This is a genomic window from Streptomyces sp. NPDC058964 (assembly GCF_042741275.1).
In the GTDB taxonomy this organism is placed as follows: Bacteria; Actinomycetota; Actinomycetes; order Streptomycetales; family Streptomycetaceae; genus Streptomyces.
On record NZ_JBHYKH010000842.1, the window covers coordinates 1 to 2,331 of the forward strand.

Consider the following 2,331-nt stretch of genomic DNA (forward strand, 5'->3'; position numbering starts at 1 on the left):
CTCCGTCGTACCCTCCCGCCGCCCCGGCCCCGGCGAACCAGTGGCCCGCGGAGCCGCAGCCCGCCCCCGCCGCTCCGGCGCAGCAGCCCCCGTTCCAGCCGCAGGCGCCCCAGCCGGCGCCCGCCGCGTGGAATCCGCCGGCCACCGCGCCGACGCCGCCGAACCACGCGTTCCCGCACCAGGCGCCCCCGCAGCCCGCGCCGCAGCAGGGCTACGGCTTCCCGCTGCCGGGCGCCACGGCACCGGCGGCACCGCAGCCGGCGGCCCAGCAACCGGGCGGCGCTCCCACCCCCGCGGCCGGTTACGGGTTCCCGCAGACGCCCGCGTCGCACGGGCAGGAGCCGCAGCCCCAACCCCACCCCGGCATGGCCCCGGGGGTGCCCCAGCCCCAGCCCCAGCCCCCGCCCCAGCCCGGCGTACCGCAGCAGGGGCAGCCGCAGAGCCCTGCCGCACAGCCCCCGCAGGCAGCTCAGCAGGGCTTCGCTCCGCAGGTCCCCCCGGCCCAGTCGGCGGCTCAGCCCATGGCCCAGCCGGACCAGGCCGCACAGACCCCGCCGGTACCGGCCGCCCAGCAGCCGCACCAGGCACCGCCCGCGCCGCAGCCGGCCCAGTCCGCGCCGCAGCCCGGGCAGCCGGACCAGCCCCACCCCCAGCAGCCCGTGGACCCCCGCCTCGGCGCCGCCTGGCCGCAGCCCATCCGGCACGACCAGCGGCAGCCGACCAACCCGGGGGCCGCGCCGCTGGGTTACACGGCGGCCGTGGAGCTGTCGTCCGACCGGCTGCTGAACAACAAGAAGCAGAAGGCGAGGAGCGGACGCCCCGCGGCGGCGCCGAGCCGGTTCAAGATCGGTGGGAAGAAGGAGGAGGCCGAGCGGCAGCGCAAGCTCGACCTGATCCGGACGCCCGTGCTGTCCTGCTACCGGATCGCGGTCATCAGCCTCAAGGGCGGCGTGGGCAAGACCACGACCACCACCGCCCTCGGCTCGACGCTCGCCACCGAGCGCCAGGACAAGATCCTCGCCATCGACGCCAACCCGGACGCCGGTACGCTCGGCCGCCGTGTGCGCCGTGAGACCGGGGCCACCATCCGTGATCTCGTCCAGGCGATCCCGTACCTCAACTCGTACATGGACATCCGGCGGTTCACCTCCCAGGCCTCCTCCGGCCTGGAGATCATCGCCAACGACGTCGACCCGGCCGTGTCCACCACCTTCAACGACGAGGACTACCGGCGAGCCATCGACGTGCTCGGCAGGCAGTACCCGATCATCCTCACCGACTCGGGCACCGGCCTGCTCTACAGCGCCATGCGCGGGGTCCTCGACCTCGCCGACCAGCTCATCATCATCTCCACGCCGTCCGTCGACGGCGCGAGCAGCGCCAGCACGACGCTGGACTGGCTGTCCGCGCACGGGTACGCCGACCTCGTGTCGCGCTCCATCACCGTCATCTCCGGAGTGCGCGAGACAGGCAAGATGATCAAGGTGGACGACATCGTCAGCCACTTCGAGACGCGCTGCCGCGGTGTCGTGGTCGTGCCCTTCGACGAGCATCTCGCGGCCGGTGCCGAGGTCGACCTCGACATGATGCGGCCGAAGGTGCGGGAGGCGTACTTCAACCTCGCGGCCATGGTCGCCGAGGACTTCGTACGGCACCAGCAGTCGCACGGCCTGTGGACCAGCGACGGCAACCCGCCGCCGGTGGCCGCGCCGCCGCTGCCCGGCCAGCCGGTACCGGGTCAGCCGGTACCCGGTCAGCCCTACCCGCAGGCACCGGCGCCCGGACAGCCCTACCCCCCGCAGCCTCAGCAGGGGCAGCAGCCGGCTCAGCCCTACCCCCAGCAGCCCCAGCCGCCGGCACAGCCCTACCCGCAGGCACCGGCGCCCGGACAGCCCTACCCGCCGCAGCCTCAGCAGGGGCAGCCGTATCCGCAGCAGCCCGGCCAGCCGTACCCGCCGCAGGCCCCGCCCCAGCAGTAGGGCGGCAGAGCGAAGGGCGGCCGGTGCCTCGAAGGCACCGGCCGCCCTTGTGTGCGTTCGCTGTTCGGCGGGCGGCTACGCGTCCGCCGCGATCAGCTCCCGGCAGCGCTTGACGTCCTCGGCCATCTGCTCGAGCAGGGCCTCCAGGGAGTCGAACTTCGCCTGGCCCCGGACGTAGGACAGGAAGTCGACGGCGACGTGCAGGCCGTACAGGTCGAGTCCCACACGGTCGATGGCGTACGCCTCCAACGTTCGCGCGGTTCCCTCGAACAGCGGGGTCGTAACCACCGCATAGGCGGCCGGCCACCCCCCGCCCCCCGAGTGGCGGTATCCGGCGGAGACGCCGGCGGCG

Annotated in this window: 2 protein-coding genes; one reads left to right on the forward strand and one right to left on the reverse strand. The window is 74.4% G+C overall.

Features of this window, described 5'->3' with window-relative positions; translation table 11 throughout:
- A partial coding sequence (locus tag ACFW2E_RS45470; RefSeq protein WP_384477659.1) for a MinD/ParA family protein occupies window positions 1–1,979 on the forward strand: 1,979 nt, incomplete at its 5' end.
- Between the two features lie 75 nt (window positions 1,980–2,054).
- Here the strand turns inward: ACFW2E_RS45470 and ACFW2E_RS45475 are convergent.
- Window positions 2,055–2,331 (reverse strand): riboflavin kinase (locus tag ACFW2E_RS45475; RefSeq protein ID WP_384477662.1); only part of this gene is annotated, 277 nt, incomplete at its 5' end.